19 protein-coding genes are annotated in these 20992 nt (G+C 56.5%); 6 read left to right on the top strand and 13 right to left on the bottom strand.

What is annotated here, in order from left to right:
- Nucleotides 1-61: 61 nt before the first annotated feature.
- The 3 genes from ABID47_RS25740 to ABID47_RS25730 are packed head-to-tail and all read left to right on the top strand — an operon-like array spanning nt 62 to nt 1572.
- Nucleotides 62-544 carry a DUF2975 domain-containing protein gene (locus tag ABID47_RS25740; protein ID WP_354501032.1) on the top strand — a complete coding sequence of 161 codons (483 nt, stop codon included), beginning with the start codon at nt 62-64 and terminating at the stop codon, nt 542-544.
- 10 nt (nt 545-554) lie between these two features.
- Nucleotides 555-779 carry a helix-turn-helix domain-containing protein gene (locus ABID47_RS25735; protein ID WP_105441995.1) on the top strand — a complete coding sequence of 75 codons (225 nt, stop codon included), beginning with the start codon at nt 555-557 and terminating at the stop codon, nt 777-779.
- A gap of 22 nt (nt 780-801) precedes the next feature.
- Nucleotides 802-1572, top strand: coding sequence for a DUF817 domain-containing protein (locus ABID47_RS25730; RefSeq protein WP_354501231.1), 771 nt, complete (start codon nt 802-804; stop codon nt 1570-1572).
- 127 nt (nt 1573-1699) lie between these two features.
- On the opposite strand, the gene ABID47_RS25725 is transcribed toward ABID47_RS25730, so the two are convergent.
- From ABID47_RS25725 to ABID47_RS25710, 4 genes are all read right to left on the bottom strand, one after another.
- Entirely contained in the window at nt 1700-2113 is a 414-nt protein-coding gene (locus tag ABID47_RS25725) for a DUF6508 domain-containing protein (RefSeq protein ID WP_354501030.1), read from the bottom strand.
- Between the two features lie 137 nt (nt 2114-2250).
- Nucleotides 2251-3375: a response regulator gene (locus ABID47_RS25720; RefSeq protein WP_354501028.1), complete on the bottom strand. Its 1125-nt coding sequence runs from the start codon at nt 3373-3375 to the stop codon at nt 2251-2253.
- Entirely contained in the window at nt 3353-6502 is a 3150-nt protein-coding gene (locus tag ABID47_RS25715; RefSeq protein WP_354501026.1) for an ATP-binding protein, read from the bottom strand. The genes ABID47_RS25720 and ABID47_RS25715 overlap by 23 nt, the downstream gene beginning before the upstream one ends.
- Before the next feature lie 345 nt (nt 6503-6847).
- Nucleotides 6848-7348, bottom strand: a complete 501-nt coding sequence (locus ABID47_RS25710; RefSeq protein ID WP_354501024.1) for a CYTH domain-containing protein — start codon at nt 7346-7348, stop codon at nt 6848-6850.
- A 378-nt stretch (nt 7349-7726) separates the two neighbouring features.
- Here ABID47_RS25710 and ABID47_RS25705 point away from each other — a divergent pair, with 378 nt between their 5' ends.
- Nucleotides 7727-8476 carry a class I SAM-dependent methyltransferase gene (locus ABID47_RS25705; protein WP_354501022.1) on the top strand — a complete coding sequence of 250 codons (750 nt, stop codon included), beginning with the start codon at nt 7727-7729 and terminating at the stop codon, nt 8474-8476.
- Nucleotides 8477-8480: 4 nt separating this feature from the next.
- Here the strand turns inward: ABID47_RS25705 and ABID47_RS25700 are convergent, their stop codons facing one another.
- Together ABID47_RS25700 and ABID47_RS25695 are read right to left on the bottom strand one after the other, a co-directional pair.
- Nucleotides 8481-8753 carry a hypothetical protein gene (locus tag ABID47_RS25700; RefSeq protein ID WP_354501020.1) on the bottom strand — a complete coding sequence of 91 codons (273 nt, stop codon included), beginning with the start codon at nt 8751-8753 and terminating at the stop codon, nt 8481-8483.
- 96 nt (nt 8754-8849) lie between these two features.
- Nucleotides 8850-9380 carry a TetR family transcriptional regulator gene (locus ABID47_RS25695; RefSeq protein WP_354501018.1) on the bottom strand — a complete coding sequence of 177 codons (531 nt, stop codon included), beginning with the start codon at nt 9378-9380 and terminating at the stop codon, nt 8850-8852.
- 284 nt (nt 9381-9664) lie between these two features.
- On the opposite strand from ABID47_RS25695, the gene ABID47_RS25690 reads away from it, so the two are divergent.
- Together ABID47_RS25690 and ABID47_RS25685 are read left to right on the top strand one after the other, a co-directional pair.
- Nucleotides 9665-10540 carry an NmrA family NAD(P)-binding protein gene (locus ABID47_RS25690; protein ID WP_354501016.1) on the top strand — a complete coding sequence of 292 codons (876 nt, stop codon included), beginning with the start codon at nt 9665-9667 and terminating at the stop codon, nt 10538-10540.
- A gap of 288 nt (nt 10541-10828) precedes the next feature.
- On the top strand, nt 10829-11806 hold the full coding sequence (locus ABID47_RS25685; protein WP_354501229.1) for a ring-cleaving dioxygenase: 978 nt from the start codon (nt 10829-10831) through the stop codon (nt 11804-11806).
- 35 nt (nt 11807-11841) lie between these two features.
- Here the strand turns inward: ABID47_RS25685 and ABID47_RS25680 are convergent, their stop codons facing one another.
- The 7 genes from ABID47_RS25680 to ABID47_RS25650 all read right to left on the bottom strand — a co-directional run bounded on the left by ABID47_RS25680 (nt 11842) and on the right by ABID47_RS25650 (nt 20992).
- Nucleotides 11842-13335: an FGGY-family carbohydrate kinase gene (locus ABID47_RS25680; protein WP_354501014.1), complete on the bottom strand. Its 1494-nt coding sequence runs from the start codon at nt 13333-13335 to the stop codon at nt 11842-11844.
- A gap of 186 nt (nt 13336-13521) precedes the next feature.
- Nucleotides 13522-14400 (bottom strand): hypothetical protein, encoded by an 879-nt coding sequence (locus tag ABID47_RS25675; RefSeq protein WP_145164138.1) that lies wholly within the window; start codon nt 14398-14400, stop codon nt 13522-13524.
- 425 nt (nt 14401-14825) lie between these two features.
- Complete coding sequence (locus ABID47_RS25670; RefSeq protein WP_354501012.1) at nt 14826-16997, bottom strand: Sip1-related alpha-galactosidase; 2172 nt, start codon at nt 16995-16997, stop codon at nt 14826-14828.
- Between the two features lie 180 nt (nt 16998-17177).
- Nucleotides 17178-18191, bottom strand: coding sequence for an ROK family protein (locus ABID47_RS25665; RefSeq protein WP_354501010.1), 1014 nt, complete (start codon nt 18189-18191; stop codon nt 17178-17180).
- A complete protein-coding gene (locus ABID47_RS25660; protein ID WP_105444281.1) occupies nt 18188-18817 on the bottom strand; it encodes a D-sedoheptulose-7-phosphate isomerase in 630 nt (209 codons plus the stop codon). Before ABID47_RS25660 ends, ABID47_RS25665 begins: the two co-directional genes overlap by 4 nt.
- Nucleotides 18801-20330 carry a four-carbon acid sugar kinase family protein gene (locus tag ABID47_RS25655; RefSeq protein WP_354501008.1) on the bottom strand — a complete coding sequence of 510 codons (1530 nt, stop codon included), beginning with the start codon at nt 20328-20330 and terminating at the stop codon, nt 18801-18803. Before ABID47_RS25655 ends, ABID47_RS25660 begins: the two co-directional genes overlap by 17 nt.
- Nucleotides 20327-20992, bottom strand: coding sequence for a class II aldolase/adducin family protein (locus ABID47_RS25650; RefSeq protein ID WP_354501006.1), 666 nt, complete (start codon nt 20990-20992; stop codon nt 20327-20329). The genes ABID47_RS25655 and ABID47_RS25650 overlap by 4 nt, the downstream gene beginning before the upstream one ends.

Genomic DNA, 20992 nt, shown 5'->3' with positions numbered 1-20992 from the left:
ATTGTAAAACGATAAATGATGTGCTAAATTCGAGGAACAATAATGATTAAGAGGTGTTTTTATGAAACGGGTGTCGACTCTCTTCTTAAAGGTGGCTGTGTTTCTGATCGGAATGCCGATCCTTGCTTTGTGCATCTTTGTGGTGCCGGGAATCGCGAATTTCGCAGCAGAATTGTATCCGGATCATACCTATCTCAAATATCTCGTGTTTGTTGACTTGTATGCATCGGCAGTCCCTTTTTACCTCGCTCTGTATCAATCCTTCAGACTGTTGATTTATATCGACAGAAATGAAGCCTTCTCGGAGTTGTCCGTAAGAGCGCTAAAGAATATCAAATACTGTGCGGTCGCCATCAGTATTTTGTATGTGGCCGGCTTACCCCTTCTATATCTGATTGCGGAGGCAGACGACGCTCCGGGTGTCATTTTAATCGGACTGGTCATTATTTTTGCATCCATGGTGATCGCTTTCTTTGCTGCTGTTCTTCAGAGGCTTTTGAAAGAAGCGATCGATATCAAATCGGAAAATGACTTAACGGTCTGAGGTGAAAACAATGGCTATCGTAATCAATATCGATGTAATGCTGGCGAAAAGGAAGATGAGCGTAACCGAGCTGTCGGAACGGGTAGGAATCACCATGGCTAACCTGTCTATATTGAAGAACGGGAAGGCGAAAGCGATTCGATTATCGACGTTAGAGGCAATTTGTAAGGCGTTGGATTGCCAACCCGGAGACATTTTAGAGTATCGGAGTGATGAAGAACATGATGGATCATAGCCGAATGATGGAGTCACCGGTCATCAGAGCGTTCAAGCAGCTCGTTCGATTCGGTTGGGAGCAGGCTTTATCCTGTTTGTTCCCTGTCGTGATTTTTGCCTCCTTGGCTTTGACGAAAATCTTCCCCCTCCCCTTTCTGCCCAGGTATGACTGGCTGCTGATCATTTGCCTGCTGATGCAGTGGTGGATGGTTCGCTCCGGACTCGAAACACGGGACGAACTCAAGGTGATCACGATGTTCCATCTGATCGGGCTGGCTCTTGAACTTTTCAAGGTACATATGGGCTCTTGGTCATACCCGGGAGAAGGATATTTCAAAATATTCGGAGTCCCTTTATACAGCGGGTTCATGTATGCCAGCGTAGCGAGTTATCTTTGCCAGGCGTGGAGAAGGCTCAAGGTTGAACTGATGAATTGGCCGCCGTTTGCGGTCGTTATCCCCCTTGCGGCTGCGATCTACTTAAATTTTTTCATACACCATTTCTGGATTGATGTCCGTTGGTGGTTGTCCGGGCTTGTCATCCTTGTCTTTTGGCGGTCCTGGGTTCAATATGAGGTGAACGGAACGCGTTACCGTATGCCGCTTGCCCTGTCCTTTGTGCTTATCGGATTTTTTATTTGGATCGCAGAAAATATCGCCACGTTCTTTGGCGCATGGCAATACCCTAACCAGGCCGAGGCCTGGAGTCTCGTTCATCTTGGAAAAGTGAGCTCATGGCTTTTATTGGTGATCGTCAGTTTTCTGATCGTAGCGACGTTAAAGCAGGTAAAAGGAAAAATCCCATCAGAGTAGACTGGGGACATTTAAGCGATAAAATTATCGCAAGCCCGGAAGTGAGTTTAAAAAAAGAAAGGCGGCCGGATGGGCCGCTTTTTCTATTCCAGCGTATGTTTTTCGGATAGTCCCGTCGTTCCCTCCGTTAGGTTCCCGGCCTTGATCCCCGCTCAGCCTCCCGCAGCTTATACAAAATGCTCAGGAAAATGCCTTCCCGGATCGCCTTCTCCCATAACCCGTCGCAAAAGCGTTCCTGCCGGACGAAATAGGTCAGCGCCGCCCGCAGCAATTCCATATCCCGGGGCATCTCCAGTCTGCTGATCGCTTCCGGCGCAAGAGCATCCCCCTTCTCGAGCAGCTGCAAATAATCCTTCATCATCAGTCCACTGCCGCTGACGGCTGCGATGAAGCGCCGGACACCGGCGTCGTATACCGGATAAGGCATCGTTATCACGCCTTCCTCGCTTTGGGTGCCTCCGGCCCATGTGCAGAAGGAATTGTTTTTATTTTCAAAATAACGGATCCATTCCTGCAGCTCCTGCTCCTGAAAACCCACCATTGCCGATCCCTCCTTGGTTCTAACATATCACAGCTGCCGTAAGCTGTGCTCCCGAAGGGGACATCAACTGGGCGATTCATACAACCTGGTCATTGGGTGCGCCTATATTGGTCGGGAGGTGAGGTGTACTTGTACGGCTAGAAAATTTGCTCCGCCAGCATCACCGTCTCCGTCTCCGGCTCAGCGTCCAGCTCCTCGGACAGGACCCGTACAAACGCATCGTAATGCCTCTGGGCCTCGCCTGTTTCGCCGGCCTGAAGGTAACTGAGCAGAACCTTCCGGCATACCTCATCCGAAAAAGGTTCGACGCTCTGCAGGCCCAGCAGCCGGTCCAGCGCCCTGCGCGCCTGTCCGACGGCTTGTTCATATTCGGCGGCCAGCAGGCTGGAGCGCACGAATTGGCGCCGAAGCTCCTCGCGGGCCGACATCGCCCAGCCGTAATCATGCTCCTCAAGATAGTCGCCCTGATATTGGGCCAGTCCGCTCTGCAGGCGCTGCAAGTCGCGCAGGTCACGGATTTCTTCCATCGCGGTATCCCTTAAGAACCGGTCTACGTCCACCTCGACTTCCCGCTGTACCAGACAATAGCTCTCATGGGAGTAATCCACGGTGGAGCCCAGTCCCCAGGCTTTCAGCATTTTGCGGACCTGGTACACGGAAGTATGCAGCTGGGTCACCGCCTTATCGGCGGAGAGTTCCGGCCATAGGGTCATCAAAATCTGGTCCTTCGCGACCCACCGGTTGCGGTGATGCACCAGCAGGGCGAACAGCTCCTGCGCTTTCTGCGTCCGCCATTTGAGCCGGCTGCTGCTCCCCGTGCCATCCAATACCTCAATCCGCTTAAAGCAAATGATTTGGGGATCCTCCCGGACAAGGACAGGTGCCGCCGTCTGCTGATGGGGCGCCAACCGCGCCTCGAGCCGGCTCACGGTTTTGGCAAACCGCTCGGGATCGACCGGCTTCAGCAGATAGTCGATCGCGTTTACCTCGAACGCTTCAATCGCGTACTGATTGTACGCTGTCACAAACACCACCTGAATGCCGGGATGCATAGCGTGCAGGCGTTCCGCCGCCTCCAGCCCGTTCAGACCGGGCATCTCGATATCCAGAAACGCGATGTCCACCGGAATCCCCTCGGCATGCTCCAGTGCCGCCCGTACCTGCGTAAATTTGCCGGCGATCTCGATTCGCCCGTCCCCTTGAATCAGCCGCTCCAACTGAAGCAGCGCCGGATTTTCGTCATCGACCAATATCGCTCTCATGCCTGTCCTCCTCTTGTGTCATCCGAGAGTCACGCTGTTTCTGCTTCGGCACATGGAACCGGACCACGGTTCCCCGCTCCGGATCGCTGTCGATCATAAGCTCTGTGCCAAACAGCGTCAGCAGGCGGGCGTTAATATTTTTCAGCCCTACGCCGTTCCCGGCTCTGCCTTCCCGCACAGCTTCCATCCGTTCCGGCGTCATGCCAATCCCATTGTCCTCAACGGTGATTTCCACCCGCTCTTCCAGCTCTCGCACCGATATCCGAACCCTGCCGCCCTCTTCCTTGCGCATGATTCCATGCCTGACCGCATTTTCAACGATCGGCTGGATCGTGAGCGGGGGCACCAGACGATTCATATCCGCCTGAATATCGTAGTCGACCTGCAGTCGGTCCTCAAACCGGGCCTTCTCCAGGTTTAAGTAGGACGTAACCAAGGCCATCTCCTGGCGAAGGACGGTCAGCTGGTCCCGGTTGCGAAAATCGAAGCTCCCCCGCAAATATCGGCTGAGCTCGTGAAGCAATTCCGCCGTCTTCTCCGGGTCGATAGGCAGCAGGGCGATCATCGTATTCAGCGCATTATACAGAAAATGCGGCTTAATCTGGGCCTGCAGAAAGGCCATTTCCGCAGAAATGGCGTTCCGGACCGACCTGCGCAGCTCCAGCAGGGTTCTGACCCTGGCCCGCAGCTCTTCGGCATCAACCGGCTTGCGCAGAAAATCGTTCGCTCCGGCCGACAGCCCGATGCGGACATCCTCCGGCAGGCTTCTGGCCGTCAGAAGAAGAATGGGAAGGGCCGACAGGGAAAACTGCCGTCGCACACTTCGGCACAGGTCCAGGCCCGACATGCCCGGCATCATCCAATCAGCAATGACCAGATCGATCGACTGCCCGGACTGGATCTTTTCCAGTGCTTCCTGCCCGTTGCTGGCCGTCATCAACCGGTAGCCCTCGAGTGCCAGCAGATTGCGCAGCACCTGAAGATTAACGGGATCGTCGTCCACCATCAGGACGGTGGCGCGTTCCGCCCCGTGATCAGGCATCTGCGGATCGGCAGGCGCCAGTGCCACAGCCGTTTCCTCGCGGATGCGTTCCGAAGAGATGCCGGCTGCTGCGCGATCTGCCGTTTTCGGTCTTGGACCGGCGGCAGGAACGGTGAAATGAAAGGTTGAGCCCCGTCCCAGCTGCGATTCGACCCAAATGCGGCCGCCGCTCAGCTCAACGAGTCTTTTGGTAATGCTGAGCCCAAGGCCGGTGCCGGAAGATTCGTGCCCCTCCGGCATGTCCAGCGTATCGAACGGGGTGAAAATAGCCTCCAGCCGCTCCGCCGCTATGCCAATCCCGGTGTCGGCCACTGAGATATGCACGGCATCGCCCCGTTTGCCGGCCGCAATCCGAATGCTTCCACTGGAAGTGTTCTTCACCGCATTGCCAAGGAGATTAAACAAAATCTGCTGAAGACGGTCCTCGTCCGTCAGCAGGAAAGGCAGATCCTCCGGCAGGCTTTCCTCCAGCATGATTCGTTTGCTCCCCGCGAGATTGCGGATGATCTCCAGCACGGAACCGGTCACCGAAGCCAAATCAACGGGCTGCCTCCTCATGACGATCTCCCCGTTCTTCAGCTTGGCAAAATCCAAAATATCGTTGATCAGGAGCGTCAGCCGCTTCCCTGTCGTCATGATCAGCTTGAGATTGCCGCGCTGCTCCCGGTTCAGTTCCCCGGAGGCCCCTTCCAGCAAGGATTGGGCCATGTTGACCATTCCGTGCACAGGCGTCCGCAGCTCATGGGAGGTGTTCGCCATAAACTCATCTTTCAAACCATCCAATGTCAGGAGCCTGCGGGACAGCTGCTCCACTTCATTAAACGTCCGGTCGTAGCGCCGGGCGAGCAGGGCCGACTGAGTCACGACGAAGATCAGCATTTCTACGGGAGTAAAAACCATGCCTTCGTAGACCCCGATCAACGGGAGCAGGTTGGTGATAATAACCATGAGGATGCTGATGATGCCGAGAATCGTCAGCAGGTATTCTCCCGAATTTCGCCGCCGGCGAAGGTCCCGCAGCATGATGCCGATAATGTAGGCAATGCATGACGCTGAGAAGGCGACCAGCAAGGGTTCGATTTTGGAGAACAAAAGACTGGGGAAAATAATCGCAACCGCGATGGATGCCCCGCCGAGAAACGCGTAAGAACGCATGACGATGGGATGAACACCGCCGCGTACCGAAGCGGACACAAACTTTAATAAAAAATAGTAGATCAGTGCGGATATGATCAGCTGGCTCTTCAGGACCCACTCATAGGATAGGCCCGGCCAAAAGCCTGCGATCAGCTTCTCCCCGTGCAGCAGGACATAACCAATCGCCGTCAGACAAAACAACCCCAGATGCAGGGAGGCCGGCTCCTTCTTGCGGATTTGCTGAAATCCGAGAAAATATAGGGCGGCGGTAAAAAATCCGGCGATCGTCATCCAGTCGGCGAACAAATACATCTCCTTGCTCTGCATAATCGCGTGCTGCTCCCCGAACAGGATTGGCGTAAATACGCCGCCGGTGGTATACAAGTAATTGGCGACCTGAACGATAATTTCGATCCGTCCGCCTGAAAGGGTGGCAAAACCCAAGAAGGGAACGTTATTCTGAACGCCGTCATCGGAGGTACGCCCAGGATTTCCGCTGGCTCCAATCTCGTAACCGCCCATGAAAACCCGGCTGGCGGAACGGATATTGTTGGTCTGCAGGCCGTACGTCAGCGCTTGCCCTGGCTTGACCTGAACGATCAGGCGAAACGTCCCGTAGCCCTCGGCCATTCGCTGTCCGTCCTCCGCTATATAATCGTTCCAGGCGCCCGGCAGGCGTGCCATCCCGGACAGCCTTGGACGCTCGTCTTCCTTCACGGTGATGCTGTGGTCAAAATCCTTTGGAGTCAGCAGCTGGCTCCGGTAAAATTCCCACTCCCCGTTCAAGCTGATCGCTCCGTGGTGCCGGAGATCCAGCTTGCTAAGGTCAAGAACCCCTTCCACCGCCGTAGGCTGCCTGTCCATCACGAACTGCTGCCATACGGCGTACACCGGCAGAAACAGCACCAGCAGCATGCCGATGATAAAAATAATCCATTGCCTTTTCATCCCAACGCTCCCCGGGCTTTACGCAGGGTAAAGCCTATATTCAAGCCGCTTTTCGCGCGCTTTATTCCGTCAAAGCAACCGCTATACTTTATGTCGGCGCCTTGAGCCCAAAACGTAATAAAAAGCCCCCTCCAAAAAACATTTTTTTAACCATCAAAAGTAAAAAACGTCTATCGGCGTCATTCTAAGGAAGCCAACCCGTTGTACTATGGCAGCTTTTCTTGCGATTTAAGGAATCCAGGTCTCCGAAGCATCACATCCTTGGATCAAAAAAAGAGACCTTTCGGTCTCTTGATTCCCGGCCTCAACTTGATCCGTCCCGTGGCCAACGAGCTTCATAATTCCCTAACTTCGCCGGGACTGAAGCTCACGCCAAACCTTCTTGTTGCTGTACTCCTTATCCGTGCTGATGTCCTGCCCGAACCATGCCGGGGGAACGAAGCTTTCGGCCTCCTCCTCCGAGCTGAACTCCACCTCCAGCACCGTCAGCTGGATTTGATCGTACTCATCGATCTCCACCTGCACGCCATCCCACAGCGCCGTAGAACGCTTTTTGATCAAAGGGACGGCGCCATGGGCCCGAATCATCTGATCATACAAGCCGCCGGCGATGGATACCTCCACCTCTTCCCGGGCGATGCCGAACCCCCTCTTGAACGTATGCGTATACTCTACGTCTCCGCTGGCGGCGTCGGTTATTTTCCGAACCCTCAGTTCCTGATCTTCATACAGCGCAAGATACGTCTGCTCGATCAGCTGCTCCTTGACGATCCGCAGTTTTCCTTCCTTAACCTGAGCCGCCGGGAATTCCGGCAGCAAAAATTTGCGTTCAATTTCTAGCGGCACCCGCTGTTCCCCCTTGAAAATGGTTAAGCCGGTACCCGGCTCTATCCATCCATTCATTTTGATTTAAGCCTTACTCCTTACACTTCATCCACAACATAGCATTACCCATTATACGAACGAAACCATAGGAGGACAATCATTTGGATTGCCGTTTACCCTTGTGTTCTGGGATATAGGCCTTTTATAATGTAACTATTCTTTCAAAGGGGTGAAGCGGATCGTGGCACTGCATTTCGTTCGAGGTATGTAATTTCCGGGCTGGGTCAAAACGCGTACCAGCTATCAAGGGACACGTCTGTCCTTTGATCCATTTGGAAACGAACCGGCAACGTCTGCATGCGTCACTATTCTCTTACTTTTTGAAAGGTGGAATCATCTATGGATTCTTTTGATTATAAAAAATTTTACAATGAAGTCGGCCAAATGAACGGCTGGGATTTCAGCCGATTGAGCGTGACTGTTGAGCATGCCCTGTGGAATTTTTGGAGCGAAGTTTCCTCCCGCTGTAAGGCCGGAGATATTTTACTGGATATCGGCACCGGAGGCGGCGAGGCTCTGCTGCGCATGGCGGATGCGGCCCTGCTTCTGATCGGAATCGACCATTCGGAAGCCATGATTCATACCGCCAACCGGAACCGGGAACGATCCGGCAGGTCCAACATCCGCTTCTTGCCCATGGAGGCGTCCGAGCTCGATTTTCCTGAACGATTCTTTCAGGTAATCAGCTGCAGGCATTCAGAATTCAATGCGGCCGAAGTGGCCCGGGTGCTGGCCGATGACGGTGTGTTCCTCACCCAGCAGGTCGGCGAAAGCGATAAACGCAATCTGACGCAAGCTTTCGGCAGAGGCCAATCCGGGAATACCAAGCGGGGAACGCTTATGGAGCGGTATGCCGCCGAACTGAAGGAAGCCGGATTCCGGCAGATTGATTGCCGGCAATACGATGCGGTGGAGTATTATGCGACGGCCGAAGACTTGATATTTTTGCTGAAGCACACCCCGATCATCCCCGGCTTTGGGCAGACGGATACCGATTTTCAGACGCTGCACCGCTTTATTGCCGAACATCAGACGCCGAAAGGAATCCAAACGAATGCCGACCGGTTTATGATCATCGCTTATAAATAAAGGTTTATGGAACCTTCTCAACACTTAACACTTTGATATGTTTCGGATCGTACACGTCCTGACTGGTATAGCTGCTCTCCAGCCTGAGGATCACGCGGTCATGGACTTTGAATTCATCGATGTTCTCCGATACGGGAACACATGTACCCTTAACGCAGATCTCTTTAAGATCTGAATTTATGGTATCGATCTCTCCTTCAATAGTAAACATATTTTGCTTTGCCGTGCAGCCAACCATAAAGCCGAGCGTCAGCATGGCTAGAATTCGTTTCTTCATCTTCATAGCCTCCTTAGCGCACAGGCAGCAGCTGATCTTTATGGTCGGCTGCTGTCTTTTCACATCGTATTCATGACCACCGTTAACGATCATCTTTTAAGATTGTTCCAAAACGGGAGCCAATCCCGCCGCCACGACCACCAGCATTTCCTGCACCATCTCTTCCGCCGGGCGATGCTCAGGGTCTCTGCTCCACTGAATGGCTGTCCCCAATATGCCCCAGCTTATGAGGAGAGCCGTGGATTCCACCGCTTTTTTTGCCTCCGGCGCCTTCGCTTCTTCGCTCAGCCATGTGAACAGGAGTTGATAGAGTTCTTTATGAATGGCGCTTTCAAACAGCGGTTCATACGGACTGTTCTCCGGAGTACGAATCATATATTGCCGGGTCAGGGAAAGAAAATCAAAAACGATTTGAATCAAAGACCGCAGGCTGCTCATATTGGATATGGAATGATTAGGTAATTCCCTCTCCAGTTTCTTTTGGAATTTTTGCCTCATCCAACACTCCAGGAAAGCATACTTATCTTCGAAATGCGCGTAAAATGTGGCCCGATTAACCGTCGCGCGATCGGTAATGTCCTGCACGGAAATGGAGTAAATATTTTTCTTTTGCTCGATCAGCTCCATAAAGGATTGCAGTAATAACTGACGCGTGCGCTTGACGCGGGGATCGTTTGGGTTTACTGGCATGCTATCACTCCTTGTACTTATAACCTAATAAACAACATAATCGTGCAGATGTTGCCTACACAACGAAAACGGCTTCCTGCTGATTGCCTGCATCGCTGAACCAAACTAATATCATGTATACAGTATAGTTTAGCCGAAAATGATGCTTAAACAACACTGTTAATTAGCTGCTCTCTCTTATAAGTTGGGCCAGCCATAACCGATGAAAGGATGAATTGTTCATGATCGTTATTACGACTCCCACCGGTCAAATCGGCCAGCAAGTCCTTGAACACATCGTTGATAGCGGGAAGCCGATCCGGGTCATTGCCCGGGACCCTTCCCGGCTGCCGCAGCGAGTGCGCGACCGTGTCGAAGTCTTTCAGGGATCACACGATGACATGGATGTCGTCTCAAAAGCATTCGCAGGTGCAGAGAGTGTTCTTTGGCTGGTGCCTCCGAACCCTCAATCGGGGAACTCCATGGAATACTATTTGAATTTCACCAGACCGGCTTGCCAAGCCATCCAGAGCCTTGGAGTAAAAAGAGTTGTGGGCGTGTCCAGCTTGGGGCGTGGCTTCGGCAGACATGCCGGGATATTAACCGCAGCGTTTGAGATGGACGCTCTCATCGAAAGCACAGGTGTAAGCTATCGTTCACTGCGTATGCCGTACTTTATGGAAAATATGTTTCATGATCTAGAATCCATCAAAAGCCACGGAACGTTCTATATGCCTATGGCTGGAGATCAGGTGCTCCCGCTCTGCGCAACCCGGGATATCGCCTCGACCGCAGCAGCACTCTTGCTCGATGAATCCTGGAGCGGTCAAGACAGTGTCCCGGTCGTCAGCCCCGATTCTTTAACACCCAATGAAATGGCGCATGTCTTGTCTGAAGTGCTCGAGCGTCCGATTCACTTTCAGCAGGTTTCCATTGCTGAGTATAAAGCTACCCTATCTCGGTTTGGAACGGAGGCTTGGGTCAAGGACTACATGGATATGGTCATTGCCCAAAATGAAGGCATCTACGACGACGATGTACAAAAGGCACAGCCTTCAGACACCAGCTTCCGCACATGGTGTGAAGAAGTGTTCAAGCCGGCTGTACTAGCCCCCTGATGTCCCTTGAAAAATGACCAAAAGAAATCTATGCATGCGAAGCCCGGTGTCCAGCGATACCGGGTGTTTATTATGATTATAGAATTTATAAATTTCAGCGGGTTATCCCGATACTTTGCCATAGATCTCTAGGTTTTTGCCGATGGATCGCCAAACGTTTGACACATCGGAAACAACGTGCTATATTTATCTTAAATTAAAGATTCTTTATAACAAGGAATTGGCGCAAGCCATTTCATTCATGGAAAAACAGTTTTAAGGGAAGCTTAATTATAAGGAGGAATTATGATGAACGGATTAAAAGGAATTCACCACGTGACTGCGATTACGAGCAGCGCGGAAAAAAACTATCAGTTTTTCACCTATGTGCTGGGCATGCGCCTGGTCAAAAAAACGGTAAACCAGGACGACATCCAGACTTACCATTTGTTCTTTGCCGATGACAAAGGAAGCGCGGGAACCGACATGACATTCTTTGATTTTCCCGGCATTCCGAAAGGCGTTCACGGCACCAACGAAATCGCCAAAACGTCGTTCCGCGTTCCGAGCGATGCGGCACTGAGCTATTGGGTGAAGCGCTTTGACCGTCTCAACGTGCAGCATTACGGCATTAAAGAGATGTTTGGTAAAAAGACGCTCTCCTTCGTCGACTTCGACGACCAGCAGTACCAGCTCATTTCCGACGAGCACAACGATGGTGTTCCTTCCGGAACGCCGTGGGAAAAAGGGCCAATCCCGCTGGAGTACGCCATCACGGGCTTGGGCCCGGTCTTTGTGAGAATCGCCAATTTCGATTACTTCAAAGAAATGCTGGAGAAAGTATTCGAGTTCAAAGAAATCGGCCAGGAAGGCTCCTACCACCTTTTTGAAGTCGGTGAAGGCGGCAATGGGGCTCAGGTCGTCGTGGAATACAATGCGGTGCTGCCGCCTGCCCGCCAAGGCTTCGGTACGGTGCATCACGCGGCATTCCGCGTCGATGACCGCGCCGTTCTGGAACAATGGATTACCCGCCTGGACGAATTCGGGTTCTCGACTTCAGGTTACGTGAATCGTCACTTCTTCGAGTCGCTGTATGCGCGGGTGGCGCCGCAAATTCTGTTCGAGCTGGCGACCGACGGCCCTGGCTTTATGGGCGACGAGCCTTACGAAACGCTGGGCGAAAAGCTGTCCCTGCCTCCATTCCTGGAGCCGAAACGCGAGCAGATCGAAAAGCTGGTGCGTCCGATTGACACCGTGCGCAGCACGATTGAATTTACAAAAGAATAAGGCGTTAGTATATAAAAAGCAGCTCCTGATTGCGGTCAGGAGCTGCTTTTGTAATAGGACAGCAAGGGCTGGAGCAGGCGGAGAAAGCCTTGCTCGTACAGCTTCCGGTACGCCAGATGGCGTTCCGGATCAGGTTCGTACACCTTCGCCTCGGGGTAGCTTACGGCAGCAGCCGCTTCGCGGAAGGACGGGTACAGGCCGACCCCGACGGCGGCGGCCAGGGCAGCCCCTAGCAGCGAGGCCTCCGCTGCGCCGGTCATGGTCAGGCGGACGCCTGAGACATCGGCCTTGATCTGCAGCCAGTGGCTGTTCCGGGCACCGCCGCCGACCACGTGCATCCGCCGGATCGGACTGCCGCCGACCCGTTCGGCGCGCTCCCGCAGCAGTTCCAGCTGATAGGCGTTTCCTTCCAGCACCGCCCGGATCAGGTCCCCCTTCTTATGCTTGGCGTCCAAGCCGATGAATGCGGCCCGGGCACCGGGCACGGGATGCGGGGCGCCACTTCCGGTCAAATACGGATAATATAAAATCCCGGTGGGTTGCCCGCCCGCCTCATCCAGCAGCCGCATCATATCCGGGTAGGACAAGCCTGCGTCCGACAAGGCTTCGCGGGCCCACTCCACCGAACCGCCGGACGAAGAATGTCCTCCCATCCAGTACATGCGGCCCGGCACCGGATGAATGCCGAAAGACAAGCCCGATGCATCGTCGGCATCCCCCAGGGGACGCAAGGGGAAGGTCCCGACCAGCGTTTCGGCGGTCCCCATCGAATTGTACGTGCTGTCCGGGCCGTCTGGACAGGCCAGCGAGGCGCACACATGGTCATGTCCGGCCAGGACGACCGGGGCTTCGCCGAGGCCCAGTCCGTTCATGGCCGGCAGCACCGTGCCGACCGGCGTTCCCGCCGGCTGAATGGGCGGAAACAGCTGCGGATCCAGCCCGAAGCTGCGGATCAGCGGCTCATTCCAGGCGCGGCTGTCAATCCGGTATGCGTAGGTTCTGGCCGCCAGCGTCTCATCCTCGGCGATCCTGCCGGTCAGCCGGTAAGCGATGTATGATGCGGCGGATAGCCATACGCTGCCGTCAAAGGCGACCGGGCACGCTTCCCGCAGCCAAAGCAGCTTCGGCAGGCCATGTTTGAACGACGGGCGCAGTCCGGTCATGCGGAAGAGCTCCCGTTCGTCCACCTCCTGCCTGATCCGCTCCGCCTGCGGTGCCGAGCAGGTTTCGAACCAGGGCAGCATCGGAGTGCGCGCTCTCCCATCCGCTCGGTTCAGCAGCAGGCCGCTCTCCGCCATGCTCGTAATCCCGACGGCATCGATCGCTTCGTCCCGCTCTCCAAGACGCTCTACCGCCTGCTGGATCAAACCGGCCGCGGTCTCCCACAGCACATCCGGGTCATAGACAGTGGTACCGGAGGGGCCCTGCGCCTTCGGGTTCGGTGCCGAGACGACGGCCATTTCCGAGCCGTCGTTCCCGAACACCCCTGCTTTGATATGAGTCGTGCCGATATCCAAAGAAAGCAGCATCCCGATTCCTCCTCTCCAAAAAGGGCTCCTCTACGGGAGCCATATGTATATTTTTTTATACCCCAATCGTAGCATGTAGGATTTGAAGATAACACCCTCCCAGCCCGGAACGTGCATCACACTGCCCCACCGCCCCCAACAGCATACGCTGCCGGGGTATCCAGTTTCCGCCGGGGAGAGCAGTCCTTACCAGGACGAGAGTTCCGTCCGCTTCCAGTTGTCTTGGGCAACGCACACATATACGTACTGGTCGTCCCAGGCCATTTGTCCCTGACTGCAGGGCTCGGTGGATGATTTCGGCGTATGCTTCTCACGGATGCGGAGCTTGTCTCCGTTCACATCCAGCTTGGTGTCCGGTTCGTCCGTGCCGATCCCGACGTTGCCGTCGCTCCGCTGCATGGTCAGCGGGGAATCGACCACTTCGCCGTCGTCGCCATAGCGGACGAATTGGAGGTCGGACCCTGTGTTGCCGCCCTTCTCTTTCGTGCTGTCCGCCCGAACGGCCCATCTCGGCGTCGTTTTGTTGTCTTCGCCGGCAACGCTGAACTGGAGGTCCCGGTTTGAACCGGTTTCTCCTGCAACCCGGAGGATGCCGTTCATCACATTAAAATTGGATGATTGGGTACGGATTTCGCTGACGTCCATGTCATAGGGAATTTCCAGCCGCGTGAACAGCTGGTCCGCATATTGACCGTCCGGCGACATCGTCGTCTCAAACGAGAGGTGTTTATGGTCATGCTGCTCGGGATTATTTGCTTTGTCGTGGGAGATGATGGCGGTCTTGTCCTTCCCTTTTTCGTCGGCCCAGGCAATCGCGGGTTTGGCGCGGTCGGCCGTCCACTGCAGCCGGATCAGGTCGGACTGATGCCCTTCCTCATTAATCCACTTCTTGTCGGTGGACAAAAACAAGCGCTCATTATGCGGAACGACGATTTCGCTGCCGTTCTGTTTCGTTTGATCCAACACGCCATCTGCCGAGCTCAATGTTCGGTCGGTGCATCCGATGCCTACCAAGCAGACGCCCCCAAGTATTATTTTTGCGATCATCGACTTCGATATTTTCATTGCTATCCCTCCGTTATCATTTCATTCGACTTTATTTATGGAATCAGCCAAAAGCTCCGTTTGATCGTATACTAGACCGCACACTGCGTACATCCATTTCATCAAATTTCCCGGAAAAATGATTCTTTTCGTCTATAAAATTTCAAATTCGATGTGCCGACAGCGGTTTTCAAAATAGGTCTTGCTGGTAATATTTTTCTAAAAGTACCAACACACTGCAAATTACCGCAGTTCCTCCTATTTATATGAATTTGTACCTATACGGCAGTCAACGAGTCCAGCGGAGGGTGATCCATAAATCCGGAAGATAAGGAGGCAAGGAATAAGATCTTGATATTGCAGCGAAAATAGTTAAAGCAGCTCGTTTGTCATCAGATGAACGAGCTGCTTTTGCTATTTTTTTCATTAAAGTCTTTACGCGGCTTTTACACCGAGACGATTTCGATGTGCACCGGTTGACCGGGCTCCCCGCAGAGAACCTCATAAAAATCGCCGGGTTCGCCCCCGATCGGAGTTCCCTCTACCGTCAGGCCGTTTGCGGTAACGCTTAATGGCGCCGTTTTGGAGGCAAACACGAACCGGCCGCCTTCCCGCAAGAGGACGTTTGTCACCTTGCCTACCTCAGTACACCCGGCAACCGCCGCCGGCGAAATGTATTTGTCGGCCAGCCCAACCGGGGTAACGCTGCCAGTAACCGGGACGACCGCATAGAGGGCGCAGCCTCCTTCCTCCAGACGGATCGGGGTCTGCTCGTCGGCGCGCATCAGCCAGCCCTTGCCGGCAAAATGGTCGTACACGGCGAATTCCCCGCCGCCGAGTCCCGGCACATCGGCCGGTCCGACCGAACCCATAACCTGAGCAGAATCCCCGCTGATATGAAAAGCAGCCACAACCCCTGCGCTGCCCGCCCGGTTCCACAGTTTAAGGGGAACGTGCTCTTCGGCCGGATTCAGCAGCAGGCAGTCCGGGGTCGGATTGGCCGTCTCGTCGCAGCGGATGACGGTGCCGTCTGCATAGATCAAAGGCCAGATGCGCGACGGATCGGTATTTCCCGGAGCGTCGCTGATATAGACCGGACCTCCGCTTACCGCACGCAGCACCGCACTCTGCACGTCGTCGTGGTTTTTGGACCAGTACATATCCCAGTCTCCCCAGTAAAAGGCCCCGTGGTAAAAGGAATTGTAGCCGTTCTGCAGCGCATGCTCCGGAAAGCCGCGCTTCTCCTGCGGCACAAAATCGTCGCTGTTGCGCGAAACGGCCGACTTCGGCCGGTGCCATATATTTTCGGACGCCATGCCCATGCAGTTGATGATCGTCCCGTCAAAATGCAGCGCAACCGAAGCCTCCAGCGCCTCGTGCGCAGCCGCGGCAGCTTGGCCGATGGGCATGCGTCCCTGCAGGTAGTTCAGAACCGCGCTTTGGCTGTCCACCTTGACGAAATCGACGCCCTGGCGGCGCAAAAATCCGTGCCAGGCATGCCAGAAGGCAAAGCCTTTGCCGGCTTCCGGATAAGGGATCAGATTGCCCCGGGGTACCCGGTACAGATGGTCCGCATACGTTCTGGCGATCGGGCTGTCCTCCAGAATGCCGCCCCAGTAACCGGCGATGGTGTGCCATACCCCGACGTGGCGGATGCCATACCGCTCCTTCAGTGCATGCACGGCACGCTTCAAACCGCCGGGAAATTTGACGGGATCCGCTTCAAAGGAAGACAGCTTGCCCGCAGAAATATCGGACCAGCCGTCGTCGATCATCACCCAGCCGACCGGCAGCCCAAGCTGCTGCAGCTCGGCGGCTTTGGCCAGCAGCCCTTCTTCGCTGACCTGATGGTAAAAAGCGTCCCAGCTGCACCAGCCGAGCTTGTCTAACATCGCCGGAAACGGCTTCTGCTCCCTCGGCAGCGTCGGATAATCCAGCTCTTTCAGTGCGGAAGCTACATTGCGCTTGACGAGATCGTATGGATCGCCCCCGGCCGCAAAGGCAAACACCAGCGCTTCACACCAGGTATGCCCTTCCTCATAAGCGGATAATCGAAGCGTAATCCCTTCCTCGGCTCCGGCGGCATCCGCACGCCACACCGGCCCTGTCACCGGCAGCAGGTGGCCGTATTCGCCTGCCGTCTTCCACAGCACCGACTGCATCTTCTCCGGCAAACCGGCCAGATCGGTGCCAAAATGAGGGCGGGTCCACCAGTCCTTATGCTGGTAGTTGGCCATCAGCCCCTCGATCTGCCCAGCGGGCCGCAGCGTCAGCATGACCGCATGCTCCCCTGCGAACGAGCGCTGCTTGCCGAAATCATTTTCATTGGTGATGCCGGCTTCCACGGTGACCAGCATCGTACCGCCTGCCTTCTCGCGGACAAAAACCCGGGCTTGAATGGACTCATCCTCGCTTCGGTAGTGAAACCGGGTTTCTTCAAAAATCCCCTGTTCCGTCGAACCTTTCTCTGTTTCCGACCCTGTCAGCTGCAGCCGAACCGCTTCCGTCCCCGACTGAAGCCGAACGGAAAGGCCAAACGGCCGGAGCAGAGCTTTCTCTACGCCGTCCTTCCCAAGGTTTTCACTGGAATGAAACGCCCCTTGCCCTTCGATACTCATCAACGATTCCCCCTGCTGCTCCCAAAATGACGAACATGCCAATTTCCAACTATCTATACGACAATGGCCTGAGGGCTCTGCACTTCCATGCCATCAGGCCGCGAATCCTGTATCACAACGTTATGATCAACCTGTTATCATCTGTTAAAAGTTCGCCGGATCCACCTTCGGTTTCCCGGATCAATTATTCCCTCGTTTATGCTCCCCCAGCGCGTGAAGCGCAACGGACAAGCTTGCCGCATCCCCGACATGCTCGCCAAGCTCAGACGGCAGAATCTGGCAGGCCGCGAGCGTCCCCGGCAGCGCTTCACGCCGCAGCTCCTCCAGCACGAGCGGCCGGAGCACCTGCTCCTGGCGCGCATAGATGCTGCCGATTACGATCCGCTCCGGATTGAGCGTATCGACGAGGACGGCCAGGCCCCGGCCGAGCTTGCGGCCGATGATGCCCACTGCATGGCGCGCCAGCGCGTCCCCGGCGGCAGCCGCCTCAAACACGTCCTTCGCCGTCCATGCATCCTCCCCGCTCCCTCCGGATTGCGGGGCCATCCCTCCGGCACCGGCGGAGGATCGCGCGGCAGTCTCTGCCGCCGCTTCCTTCAAACCGGCAAACAGGCGGGCAATGCCCCCGCCGCTGCAAAAACCCTCAAAAGAGCCGGCCTTGCCGTAGCCGACCGGCCCCTCTTCCGCCAGACGGATATGGCCGATCTCACCGGCCATGTCACTTGCGCCGGCATACAAGGCTCCGTTCAGGATCAGACCCGCGCCCATTCCTGTCCCGAAGGTCAGGAAGATCATGCTGGACGCCCCGCGCCCAGCCCCCCACCGCCATTCGGCGAGGGCGCAGGCGTTGGCGTCGTTTTGGAGCGCGGCGGGTACGCCGAAGCGCTCCCGGAGCGGCGTGAGGACGTCGATGCCGTCCCAGCCGGGCAGGTTCGGCGGGGAGAGAATCCGTCCCCGCCGGCTGTCAAGCGGGCCGCCGCAGCTGACGCCGACGGCCGCGAGCGGCTCGCCCCCGCCGGCCGAAGCGGCCAGGCCGGCCAGCTCGTCGCACAGCGACGCCATCGCTTCCTCCGGCGTGTCCGGCGTCGGGAAGCTGCGCTTGCCCACGATTTCGATCCGGTCGCCTTCCGCCCTGCCAAGCACCGCTGCGCACTTCGTTCCGCCGATATCGAGGCCTCCCAGCAGTGTGCTCATGCGAAAAATGCCTCCTCCAGCATCATGCACAGCGTATGGTAAATCGGCAGATGCCTTTCCTGGATATCCGGCGTGCCGTCGTAAGGAACGCAGACGGCAATGTCGCACAGCTCCTTCAGGCGTCCGCCAGTGCGGCCGGTCAGGCCGATCGTAGTCATCCCGAGGGATTTGGCCACCTGAACGGCACGAACCACATTCGCCGAGTTGCCGGACGTGCTGAACACGACCAGCGTATCCTCCGGCCGGCCATAGCCGTACACCTGCTGGGCCACCGCCATATCGGCGGCAACGTCGTTGATGAACGCGGTCGACAGGCCGCTCTGGCTGACGAGAGAGATGGCCGGCAGCGCACCCTGCAGCCGGTCGGCGATATAAGCGCCTTCCTCGCCGTGAATGAGCATCTTATCGCGTTCGGCCGGCGGCAAAGTCCGCTTCAGCATAAAGCCCTTCATCAGCTCGCCAACGACATGCTCACAGTCGGCGGCGCTGCCGCCGTTGCCGGCGAGGAGCATTTTGCCTCCCCGGCGAAAAGAAGCCTCCATCGCCTCGTACGCCTGCCAAACCGCGTCCCGGCACGGCTGAAGATCCGGATATTTCGCAAACAGCTGCTCAAAGATCGCGCTCATCGCAGTCACTCTCCCCATGGATGTTCATTCCCTTCAAATGTTCGATGGCTTTGACGATAAACTCCGGGCTGCCGAAGCTGCCCGATTTCAACACCAGCAGACGCGCCTTGCCGTCCAGTGACATGCAGGAGGGCAGCCCCGGCTCAATCTCCTCCAGCACCCGCAGCCCGGTGATGCCCAGCCGGCCGCATACGGCAGCAGAGGTTTCGCCGCCGGCGATGACGATCCGGCGCTGCCTGGCACGCTCCGCAACATCGGCTACCGCGCCGGCCAGCTCATCCGAGACGATGCGCGAGAGCACCGTACCCGATAGGCCGAGCTCCTCCGCCCGCTTGCGGGTCGCTGCCAGCTTGCCGGCATCGTTCGATGCATGGATCAGCACATCGCGTCCGGATGCCAGCTTCGCGCCGGCCCGCCGCACGACATCGGCGATGTGCCCGTTCTTGCGTGCCGGTTCCAGCAGCAGCAAGGAATCGAGCTCGATGATCGTAACACCCGCTTCCCGGGCGCAAGCAATCTGCGCCGCGGTTTGCGGCATCAGGCTGCCTGCCGCGAGCAGCACCCCTTCGCCCCGGGTGGCATTACCGGCTGAGCCTGCGTTGTCCAGTGAGGCGTCTGCATCTTTGCTCAGTAACCCGCTATTTTCAATAAGGTCAGCAGCCGCCCTATCAACTTGCCCGCCATCCGGCCCGGTCCCGGCAGAGGCCAAGTTCTTCCCAATTCGTTCTTCTTCATCTGCTCCCAGGTCAGCCCTTTTGTACGGCGCCCCATTTTCCACAGGCCCGGTAGTGGATCGATCTGAGCTTACCCGGGCTGCATCCGCACGCTTCAGCAGCGGCGCGAGCTCCTCATAGAGGCCGGAACTGCCGCACAGCAGCGGCTCATCCTGTACCGCCTCGGCGATGATCCGTAGCGACTGCTGATCGCGGACGTCGAGAATCAGGTAGGCACATTCGCTCCGCATCCGGTTGATTTCCCCGCGCAGAACTTCGGCGCCCTGCTCCACCACGCCGATCGGCAGCATCGCCACCTTACGCTCCGTCTGCGCCTGCAGGATCGCCGTCAGCTCCGATTCCTGCATCGGATGCACCGGATCATGCCGGAATTCGGACTCGGCCAGCGGCTTGCCGTGCACATAATGGATGCCGTCCAGCGTGACGCGGCCGTTCTTCGGAAATCCGAGCACGACGACCGCGAACGCGGCGGGCACCGCATCCAGCATGGCGTCGAATTCCGCTCCGATGTTGCCGCGGAAGACCGAACACGTTTTGTTGACCAGCCGAGTGCATCCGGCGGCGCGCAGGGCGACGGTAGCCGTGTACACCTTGGCGTAAGCCTGATCCGCGGTATCGAGCCGCGAGTTCGTGTCCACCACGACCACATCCGGCGGCGGATCCGGCAGACCGTGCCGGAACTCATCCACCGGATACACATGCGTCGTCAAACCCGCCTTGGCGAACATGATGCCGATGTCGTTCGCCCCGGTAATGTCGTCGGCAATGACGCCGATCATCCGTCCCACCTCCTCCGCGGCCGGTAGCCGGAGCGCTCCAGGAAGTCCTGCCGGACCGGATCCGGCAGCTCCTGCAGACGTACGCCCGCGCTCCCGGATTCAATCACCATCCGGCAGGCCATTTCGAGCGTCTGCAGCGCCATCCGCGCTTCCTTGATGCTGGTGTCATAGACCAGCACCCCGTGGTGCTCCAGCAGCAGCACGTTGGCCTGCTTCGCCTTCTCCCTGACCGCTTCCCCCAGATCCAGCGAGCCGGGATGGGCGTACCGGACGCGTTCCACACGCTCCAGGTAGTACATCGTCTCCACAAACAAGCCGGAGGGAAGCGGAATATCGGCACAGGCGAACAGCGTGCTGTAAAAAGGCGACGCATGCAGCACTGCCCCGACGTCAGGCCGCAGGTCATACACGGCCTGGTGCATCGGCACTTCCTTGGACGGCTTGGGCCCGGCAGCTGCCGGCGCCTCTCTGCCGTCCAGACAGCACTTGGCGAAATCTCCTTCGCCCAGTTCTCCCAGAAACGTCCCCGTGGCCGTGATCAGGAAGCTTGAATCATCCAGCCTGGCGCTGATGTTGCCCGCATTGCCCCAGGCGAGCCCCGTGTCCATCATAAATTTCCCGGCCGCCCGCAGCTCGGCAGCCGTCTCTTCGCGGCGGCCCAT

Origin of the sequence: Paenibacillus favisporus, assembly GCF_040545415.1 — a bacterium.
GTDB classification, from domain to species: domain Bacteria; phylum Bacillota; class Bacilli; order Paenibacillales; family Paenibacillaceae; genus Paenibacillus_AQ; species Paenibacillus_AQ favisporus.
The sequence above is the reverse complement of the archived record's forward strand: the minus strand, read 5'-3'. Positions and strand labels throughout refer to the sequence as shown.

Excerpts from the sequence above, each read along its gene's own strand:
- ABID47_RS25675 (WP_145164138.1), bottom strand. The coding sequence starts at position 14,400 with ATGAAAATATCGAAGTCGATGATCGCAAAAATAATACTTGGGGGCGTC.
- ABID47_RS25735 (WP_105441995.1), top strand. The coding sequence starts at position 555 with ATGGCTATCGTAATCAATATCGATGTAATGCTGGCGAAAAGGAAGATG.
- ABID47_RS25680 (WP_354501014.1), bottom strand. The coding sequence starts at position 13,335 with ATGCTGCTTTCTTTGGATATCGGCACGACTCATATCAAAGCAGGGGTG.
- ABID47_RS25695 (WP_354501018.1), bottom strand. The coding sequence starts at position 9,380 with ATGGAGCTGATCGAGCAAAAGAAAAATATTTACTCCATTTCCGTGCAG.
- ABID47_RS25665 (WP_354501010.1), bottom strand. The coding sequence starts at position 18,191 with ATGAGCACACTGCTGGGAGGCCTCGATATCGGCGGAACGAAGTGCGCA.
- ABID47_RS25720 (WP_354501028.1), bottom strand. The coding sequence starts at position 3,375 with ATGAGAGCGATATTGGTCGATGACGAAAATCCGGCGCTGCTTCAGTTG.
- ABID47_RS25705 (WP_354501022.1), top strand. The coding sequence starts at position 7,727 with ATGGATTCTTTTGATTATAAAAAATTTTACAATGAAGTCGGCCAAATG.
- ABID47_RS25650 (WP_354501006.1), bottom strand. The coding sequence starts at position 20,992 with ATGGGCCGCCGCGAAGAGACGGCTGCCGAGCTGCGGGCGGCCGGGAAA.
- ABID47_RS25690 (WP_354501016.1), top strand. The coding sequence starts at position 9,665 with ATGATCGTTATTACGACTCCCACCGGTCAAATCGGCCAGCAAGTCCTT.
- ABID47_RS25655 (WP_354501008.1), bottom strand. The coding sequence starts at position 20,330 with ATGATCGGCGTCATTGCCGACGACATTACCGGGGCGAACGACATCGGC.
- ABID47_RS25700 (WP_354501020.1), bottom strand. The coding sequence starts at position 8,753 with ATGAAGAAACGAATTCTAGCCATGCTGACGCTCGGCTTTATGGTTGGC.
- ABID47_RS25660 (WP_105444281.1), bottom strand. The coding sequence starts at position 18,817 with ATGAGCGCGATCTTTGAGCAGCTGTTTGCGAAATATCCGGATCTTCAG.
- ABID47_RS25725 (WP_354501030.1), bottom strand. The coding sequence starts at position 2,113 with ATGGTGGGTTTTCAGGAGCAGGAGCTGCAGGAATGGATCCGTTATTTT.
- ABID47_RS25685 (WP_354501229.1), top strand. The coding sequence starts at position 10,829 with ATGAACGGATTAAAAGGAATTCACCACGTGACTGCGATTACGAGCAGC.
- ABID47_RS25715 (WP_354501026.1), bottom strand. The coding sequence starts at position 6,502 with ATGAAAAGGCAATGGATTATTTTTATCATCGGCATGCTGCTGGTGCTG.
- ABID47_RS25670 (WP_354501012.1), bottom strand. The coding sequence starts at position 16,997 with ATGAGTATCGAAGGGCAAGGGGCGTTTCATTCCAGTGAAAACCTTGGG.
- ABID47_RS25740 (WP_354501032.1), top strand. The coding sequence starts at position 62 with ATGAAACGGGTGTCGACTCTCTTCTTAAAGGTGGCTGTGTTTCTGATC.